This window comes from Halococcus hamelinensis 100A6 (assembly GCF_000336675.1).
In the GTDB taxonomy this organism is placed as follows: domain Archaea; phylum Halobacteriota; class Halobacteria; order Halobacteriales; family Halococcaceae; genus Halococcus; species Halococcus hamelinensis.
This window is the reverse complement of sequence record NZ_AOMB01000038.1, coordinates 1-7,890: the sequence shown is the minus strand read 5'-3', so window position 1 is coordinate 7,890 and position 7,890 is coordinate 1. Positions and strand designations below refer to the sequence as shown.

Sequence of the window (7,890 nt, the reverse complement as noted above, 5' to 3'; positions counted from 1 at the left end):
GAGATGTGTATAAGAGACAGTCCATGTACTATCTTCATACTAGATTGGGTTTTTCCGCGAGGCTTTTAGCGACGTGAGTGATAGGTAGTGGTGGGTGATGCCATGGGACGAGAAGCAAAGCCGGAGTCTGTAGAGCGCCTTCGAACGTGCGAACGGTGTGGGAAGCGGATGAGCGACCAGTACATCGGGACCCGTGTCTGCTATCACTGTCTTATCGATAAGTGGTGAGACGTGCCCGATCCGTATCTCACCTGACGGTATTTTTTGAATCAGAGACGAGAGGTTTCTAAAGCGGGTTCGAAGCCACGGACACTGTATGCGCGGTACCACGTAGCGTACGAGTAGGGGGAAGGGATGTCGGTTCTCGGGGGAGGCATGGACGTCAATGGGTGTAGGCTTTGCGAGCGGAGGGCGAGAACGAAGTAGGGCATAGAGGGACAGGAAAGCAAGCACCTGTTGGGCAGTTCCCTCCTATTCCGTTGTTCTGGCATCAGTGGGGGAACAACTCCCGAATGCCCCTTTCGGCACCATGTTCAATGAAAACGATCCCCGAAGCGAGAGTCGCCTCGTGCGCTGTGCGAGATGCGACAGTCTGCATCCGGCAACCAAAACCGACGCCGGTGAGATGCTCCCGGTCACGACCGGGCCAGTTCATCAGTGTCCACAATGTGGCGGCTCGGAGTTCGACCAAGTCTATCTACAGACACCCAGATGATCCCAGATGAACGACTACCAAACGATCCTCTTCCCGACTGACGGCAGCGATAGTTCCAACCGTGCGATAGAGTACGGGCTCGATCGAATCGTCGAACCGGAGACGGTGGTTCACGTTCTCTACGTCGTTCGACCGTTCCAGTCACTGCTCCACGACCCGCAGAGTTCCGAACAACGTTCGGCGCTCGAACGGACCGAGGTCGACCTACAGGAAGCCGCCGAGGTGGCTATCGAGGAGTTCGTGGATCGCGTTCAGAGAAAGGACGAAACGGGGATCGAGATCGAACACGCGATCCGCCACGGGATCATCCCGGAGGAGATCGTCCAGTACGCGGCGGACCAGGACGTAGAACTCATCGTCATGGGGCGATCCGGTCACACGGTACTCGATCGATTCACGCTCGGAAGCGTCACCGAGCGTGTCCTCAGAGCGATCGGGACACCCGTTCTGGTTATCTGAGGGGAGTAGCCCTCCCGGAGCACAGCAAGTATGACAGCGATCGGCGAACAGGAGGGGGTTCCCCCATCGGTATGAAACGCTACGAGTGCACCGAATGTGAGTGGACAGGTGAGACGTTGTTTTCCGCTCTCGACCATGCCGAAGTTCACGACATCCGTCTCGTCAAGCGGAAAACGGGCTCCTCTTCGGAAGACACGTAGCGGGAGACTTCACGTTCGGGGTCGAACGGTGTTCCTCGCAACATAGCTTGCCACCGCTGGCGCGAAGGCTATCGAGAGTCGGACCCTTCGACCACTGGGAAACACGAATGAGAACACAGTACGCCACACAGTCGGGTTCCGCGAGATGAGCGCGCGTTCTCGGAGCTCCAGCACGGAGCCCGATCTGTTCGATACTCGCGATCGTCTCGAAAAGGCACTACAGAAGTCGGAAGAAGACACGGAATCGAGCGACGGATCGGGGGAAACGGGGATCGTCGCCGATGCAGCCGAGGCGGTAGACTTGCTAGAGCGGGCTGCCCCTGGTATCTCTGCGCTACAGGGATGGCTTCAGGGGGAAACCTCGCTAGATGACTCGAAACAGGAGATCGACGACCTCCGGATAGTCGTCGAGAAAGCGACCGACCTCCTCGACACGATCGACGTGGCGGCGCTACCGGATGCCATCGACTCGGACGAGCTGCCATCGGCGATCGAAGGCAAGGCGATTCCGAAAGCGCTCGCCAGTGGGAAGCTGACGGACCCCGTCGACGTCGGTCGCCTCACCGAACTCGTCGATTACGGAAAACTGCTTCAGGCGATCGATCTGCGGGCCTTGATGAAGGAACAATCAGAACTAAGCGACGTTCTCTCACACAATATCGACCAAGCGGAGAGCGATCCGGAAGCCGAAGACCAGAACAGCGGATCCGGACTCTCGCTCCAGGATGGTCTACAAACCGTATACAAGAAGGCCGACGAAGGGATCGACAGTTTCGGCGAAGATAGCGCCGTTGGAGAGGGGTCATCATCGAAGCCGACGGCGTTTTCAACGGTACCTTCGACCAGACCGGACATACGTGGAACATTACGCTTTTCCACCGTTCCTAGTCGTTAGCGAACGACTCATGCTGAATCGCTTTCGGACCGGTCGATTCATCGAACCTAGTCGTGAATTGGACGTTCGCATATCGGTTCGGTGACTCCCCAGATAATTAGTCAGTACTGTATCTTACCGTAGAGGGGGTTCTCCGCTTATTTGCATCGATGGTTAGTATTCCAGCGATCAGTATGAGGTCCTTGAAGATATATACGCCCTCGAATGTGGGTTCGAACGGAAACGAGACGAAAACCTGTGCTGGATGGAACACGACTGGAAGCATGGCCATACCGATATAGCCAATGGAGAGGTAGGCGGCGACGTGGGTGGCTCGAAAACTCGGTATCAGCAGGTAAAGGCCGATCGCGAGCTCTAGGACGCCAAGAAGGGGTATGAGGACGTTGTTTGCAACGAGTATATTGGGAACGACGGATGCGATCCAGTGACCGGGAGTGGGCGAGGTGGTCACCATGAGAATTCCAGACCAGAGGAAGACGATAGCTAATCCCGCGTGGAGTCCAGTGAGACTGAGATCTCGCAAGACAGACGTCTCAACGGTTACGTTCCGTGAAGTCGCTCGAGAAACTCCCGAGAGGATCCCCCTCCAGGGACCACGGATATACCTCGACCAGGGAACGTCCTTCTGGGGGAGGAGCCTATCGGACTCAAGGGCGGCAACGACGAGTCCAGCGGTTGCCAACGCGAAGTTCTTCATGATGTAGAATCCGGGTGTCGACGGGACGAGCGGCCACCACTGGAACGTCTGGTCCGGGATCACGAACAGTGGAGTGAACGTAGCCGCCATCTGAAGGCACATACACCCGACGGCTACCCGCACCGTTCGTCGCCAGAGCAATCCAACTCCAACTAAGGCCTCCCAGAGACCGAGAAGCGAGAAGAACAGTGGAAACGATATCAGTTCGCTAAGAACCGGCGTGTGGGCCAACGCTGGGCGAACTACTTGGTTCGCAGGGGAGATCCCGAGGGGTTTCGTGATCCCAAACCAGAAGAACACGAATGCGAGCGAATACCGCAGTATTCGACAGCCGTACTGCTGTTCGAACGACCGAAACAGCTCATCGATAGGACCCCCGACGCGTTCCACGATAGAGTTTTGTCGAGGATGTACCCGTTGCTGGTCGGATGGGTCTCTCGGTCTCCGTTGCATGGCAGTCCAAGGGTTTTATATCGAGGGGTAAAAGTGCAGGGATGCTGGAGCTAGAATGCTATTAACATATGATTCTAGCGATTGGCCCTACATATCTAAACAAATGTACGCTCTCTTCTTGGTAAAGAAGCCCCGGTGATACAAGTTTCCCGCTACTTGAGTAGGGGTTTTCGAAGACGGATGGGAAAATAGCGTCGGCAGTGATTTCAGTTAGTTCAGCGAGATATCTCGAACTGATCCGTGTTCTCGGCTAACGGAACGACTCCTGCAATATCGGTTGGCCGATCGAGCGGGGGCGCAAATGTAGTATCGCCGAAGTCGTATGCCGGGTCCTCATCGGTCTCGTCGTAGAAATCCCACTCCCGGTTCCCGTTGGAATCCTCGTGAGGGAGTGAAACCAGGACCGCTGGCTCGGGGAGTCGGTCGATCTCGCCGCTGACTGCATCGAGTTCTTCATCTTCGAAGAGCGGAACATGAACGTTTTCGTAGGTCCCAGGCTCCAGGAATTCGGAGAACCCAATGATGGTCGCAGCAGCGTTCTGTGCCTCGCCATTTTCCGGGTTGATGAAGCCGACGTCCGCGATTCCCTCCTCGGGTCGCGCGATGTGAACCGAGACGAAGCCTGGAGTGGTGAGTCTCGCCTCGTCAACGACGACGTAGGTCCCATCCGTAACTTGACTTTCGAACCGGGTGAATGCTCCATCTGGTTCATCGGTTCCGTCGTCTCCCGATTGGGAGCTATCGACCTCGATACGTGCCTGGTCGCGAGTTACCTCCTCGCTGTCGGTGCCCTCGTGCGTCGCGGTCAGTGTTGCGGTCTGAGTCAGTGGTGTGTCCAGTGAGACGGAGATCGGTGTATCGTAGATCCCACCTTCCAGGAGTTCTGACGTCCCGGTCACGCCACCGCCGTTGACGTGGACCCGGAGAGGGCCTCTGTCTGGATCGATACAGACTTTATCGATACGAACGCTCTCGACGCTCTCTTGAGTGTAACTCTGGTCAGGAAACTCCAATCGGTTATCGCAGTTGGCAGCTACTGGCTGTGTGAGAGCCACTGAGCCGACAACGCCCGCTGCACTCGCCTTGAGAACCGATCGGCGGTTGATATTGTCGAGCGTGGATGAGAGTCTGTTTTTCATGCTATCCGACTCATCGGATGAGTTCTCGTTTGACGGCACACCAAAGTGGTTCTCGCGAACGATGACCAAAGCATCCCCTCGGTCTCCAAGTACCCTTCACCCGGTAGTGGACGGCTCCCGAGATGAGTCCACAGATAGCGACTCTTGCTGGTAGCAAGCAATGAACCGACAGCAGCCAGGTGATCCGCTGTCGCGTACCTACTCCTCTCTGGCTGGGTCCTGTATATCTTGTAACCCATAGGAGAGCAACCGTCGAGCGATCACCACGAGCCCGTTCGAGAAACCAGTCCCATGTATCGCCCGCTCAGTTGGCTCACCACCGTCAGTCGGGGTCCGCGAACTCACGAGGAGTTCGGTCCGATCGACCATTAGTAGCACTCCGATCGAGGCCTCCTCCACCCCCGTCACAGGACCCTCAAGCCACCCGAGACCGGTTTCGAACACTTCCGCGCTCGGGACGTGGTCACGGATCGCGTCGCGGGTTTCCGACTGGAGCGCGCCAACGAGCACGTCCGTTCCAGTCGCGGCGGCCTCTTCGAGGCTCTCATAGAGGTCGTCGGTGAGCACGGATTGGGACCCGACGATGAGGAACACCTCCTCGTTCGCGGCGTTGACCATCTCCTGGGCACGCGCTACGATCGAGGCGGCACCGGTAAGCGACCAGACCTCGTGTGGACTCTGCTCGGTGCTCTCCTGTCGACTCTCGACGTCGTGCAGCGCCTGGTCCAGTTCGTCGATGCGCGACGAATAGCGGTTTGCGAGCACGACGACCGCCTCGTTGACCCCGACGGCGCGGAAATACTGTGGATTCCCCTGCTGGATCTCGACCAATCCCTTGGATTCGAGGACTCGAACGGCCTCGTAGACGCGGGTACGGGGAACCTCCGCGGTGTCGCTGATCTCCTTCGCCGTCCCGAATGGGAGCCTCGTGAGTGCCGCGAAACACTTCGCTTCGTACTCCTTGAGCCCGAGCTCCTGGAGCAGCTCNGAATGGGAGCCTCGTGAGTGCCGCGAAACACTTCGCTTCGTACTCCTTGAGCCCGAGCTCCTGGAGCAGCTCTATCGCCTCCGCTTCGACCGCGCTTACCATGGTCCAACCACCGATTGCGTAGTCCGTCGTGAGCGCGTATATGTCTCTCCCCGAATCGGCCCCTCCCTGCGGTGCTGTTCCAAGCAAACTCACCCGCTTCACGAACGGTCCAAGTCGTTGAACGGGCCCGTGTTGAGCGAGCGGCGTTCCTGTCACCCGAATCCTCACAAAAGGTCTTTAGCCGATGGGGTAGAAGGGAGGAGTGGCCCTCGGTCAGTACTTCCAACCACCGTACTGACCGGGTGCCACTTACTCTGCTTCGAGAGCGTCTTCTGAAGGCGCGGCCCAGAGGGTCTCGAATATGCCGTTTCCGAGAAGATTCGAGAGACCACGCCGGAGCCGCTCGGATGCCGCCTGGTCGGAGACCCCACACTCCGCAGCGAGCTCGACCATGCTGATCCCACGCGGAATACCGAAGTACCCATGTTCGATAGCCAACGAAAGGATCTCGCGCTGCGATGACGTGAGGGACTGGGAGTCGAGCGTAGACTCCGAGCGAGCGTCGGTAAGGCTGTTCAGCGAGAAGTCTCTATCGTGTTCGAGACACCAGTCCCGATACGTACTCAGGGCTTCATGATCTGGGAACTCCATTCGGACCGTCGCTCCGTGACGCGTGATGGTCGCNTTCGAGACACCAGTCCCGATACGTACTCAGGGCTTCATGATCTGGGAACTCCATTCGGACCGTCGCTCCGTGACGCGTGATGGTCGCACCGAGGAGGACACTCCCGAGGGAGGTCCAGTCCCAGTAGCTGGTCGCCGAAACGGGCACCCGAATCTGGTAGAGTGCTCGGTCGTCTTCCGAGCGGAGATACCGGTTTCCGTGCATGATATCCGAGCGTTCGAGTTCGGTTTCGAACGCCGTCCAGTGGTCCGTCTCAGCCCAGACCGTCACCGAGAGGGTGTCGGGACTGCACGCGACGACTTGCTCGATCTCGAGTCGGAGGTCGGGGACCTCCTCGAAAAGCGAGTCGTAGACCGGGGTGTCGACTCGGTAGGTCGCGATGAGGCTCATCGCCCGGTCCCCCTCGATGCTCGATCCCCTCGGCGCTGATGACGGCTCTGTTCGGACGTACGAGTCTCCTTCCCCGGTGTGGAGTTCTCCGTCCACTGGCTTGCATACTTCATCCCAACCACCTACACCCACTCTGGCGTTGATGCCTCCAATACCCCGGACACATTATATGTGTGCTTCTGTCACACTGTCCCGGAATTCGATAAAAGCGGCCTCGTGTTAGCCACAAGCAATCCCTCAGACACCACCATCGATCTGTCTCTTGTAGCTGCGTCGATACCGTGGGTGAGTAGCTGGTCGAGCCGACGGGTACCCACAACGGGAACCTGCTTTCACGACACTCACCACGGTCGCAGCCGCTCGGTTGCAGCCTGCAGACCGTCCGTCAGGATGCTCGGCGGTGAGTGCTGTCGTGTTTCGGTACCCATCGACAGCGTCGCGACGTCGCGTTCGAGTCGGTCGGCGTATTCGAGTCGAATGCGTCGCGCGTCGGCAACCGAGATGGGAGAGTGCCGGTCGATCTCGTCGGCAATCGGTCGGTAGTCGGCTGGATCGATGGTCATCGCTTCGAGATACTCCCACACTACCGGGGACTGGAGCCCGTCTTCCATCGCGGCTGCCGTGAGCTGCAGAAGCTCCTCGAAGGCAGGGATCCGGATTCGATCGGTGTCGATACCCGGTTCGCCGACTTCGACGGACTTCGAGGCCGTTTGCTCGACGATTCGGGACATGTCCATGGCGAGTCGCACTACCTGGGATGGCAGAGCCGTATCGGGTGCCCGCCATTCGACAGTAGAGAACCGTCGTCGGACGCGTACCGGCATCGGCATCGCGTTCTCGGGTTGGAAGTGGGCCCTGAATTCGGCCTCGGAAACGCCTCGGTCGGCCGCGAGCGTCCGAAACGTCTCGTATTCACCGGCGAGTCGCTCGTCCCACGTGGCGGTGTCGACCGTGTACTCCTGGAGGTCGCGAAATCGAGTGAACGCATCGCCGCAGAGCGAGCGATACGCGTACGGACGCGCGCTGTGCATCGGATGTTCGCCCGCGTAGAACGGGGAGGAGCTTACGAGTGCGAGCACCGGGTCGAGCGCGGTCAGGAGGTTCACCTGCCGCGGGATGTCCACGGCGTCGAAGTGAATATGGGTTCCAGCACACTGTGTCGCGGGTTTGATCCCATCGCCATAAATTCGTTCGAGGAGTCGGCCTCGCTCGCTCACGATCGGTGAG

General features: G+C 58.5%; 8 protein-coding genes and 1 pseudogene. 2 read left to right on the top strand and 7 right to left on the bottom strand.

Annotated features, from left to right (window positions below; translation table 11 throughout):
* Positions 1 to 721: 721 nt before the first annotated feature.
* Positions 722 to 1,174 carry a universal stress protein gene (locus tag C447_RS13465; RefSeq protein ID WP_007694842.1) on the top strand — a complete coding sequence of 151 codons (453 nt, stop codon included), beginning with the start codon at positions 722 to 724 and terminating at the stop codon, positions 1,172 to 1,174.
* Positions 1,175 to 1,519: 345 nt separating this feature from the next.
* Complete coding sequence (locus tag C447_RS13460; RefSeq protein ID WP_007694840.1) at positions 1,520 to 2,269, top strand: hypothetical protein; 750 nt, start codon at positions 1,520 to 1,522, stop codon at positions 2,267 to 2,269.
* A gap of 97 nt (positions 2,270 to 2,366) precedes the next feature.
* Here the strand turns inward: C447_RS13460 and C447_RS13455 are convergent, their stop codons facing one another.
* The 7 genes and pseudogenes from C447_RS13455 to C447_RS13435 form a co-directional block, all read right to left on the bottom strand.
* Positions 2,367 to 3,356 (bottom strand): hypothetical protein, encoded by a 990-nt coding sequence (locus C447_RS13455; protein ID WP_007694838.1) that lies wholly within the window; start codon positions 3,354 to 3,356, stop codon positions 2,367 to 2,369.
* A gap of 278 nt (positions 3,357 to 3,634) precedes the next feature.
* Positions 3,635 to 4,627, bottom strand: coding sequence for a DUF7282 domain-containing protein (locus C447_RS13450; RefSeq protein ID WP_152416172.1), 993 nt, complete (start codon positions 4,625 to 4,627; stop codon positions 3,635 to 3,637).
* A 129-nt stretch (positions 4,628 to 4,756) separates the two neighbouring features.
* Positions 4,757 to 5,389 carry a TrmB family transcriptional regulator gene (locus C447_RS13445; RefSeq protein ID WP_007694834.1) on the bottom strand — a complete coding sequence of 211 codons (633 nt, stop codon included), beginning with the start codon at positions 5,387 to 5,389 and terminating at the stop codon, positions 4,757 to 4,759.
* Positions 5,390 to 5,404: 15 nt separating this feature from the next.
* Positions 5,405 to 5,542: pseudogene (locus C447_RS18995) on the bottom strand (helix-turn-helix domain-containing protein); the annotation flags it as partial.
* A 355-nt stretch (positions 5,543 to 5,897) separates the two neighbouring features.
* Entirely contained in the window at positions 5,898 to 6,239 is a 342-nt protein-coding gene (locus tag C447_RS18675) for a helix-turn-helix domain-containing protein (RefSeq protein ID WP_007694832.1), read from the bottom strand.
* Complete coding sequence (locus C447_RS18670; protein ID WP_007694830.1) at positions 6,220 to 6,663, bottom strand: bacterio-opsin activator domain-containing protein; 444 nt, start codon at positions 6,661 to 6,663, stop codon at positions 6,220 to 6,222. The genes C447_RS18675 and C447_RS18670 overlap by 20 nt, the downstream gene beginning before the upstream one ends.
* A gap of 341 nt (positions 6,664 to 7,004) precedes the next feature.
* The coding region (locus C447_RS13435; protein WP_007694828.1) for a hypothetical protein at positions 7,005 to 7,890 on the bottom strand (886 nt) is incomplete at its 5' end.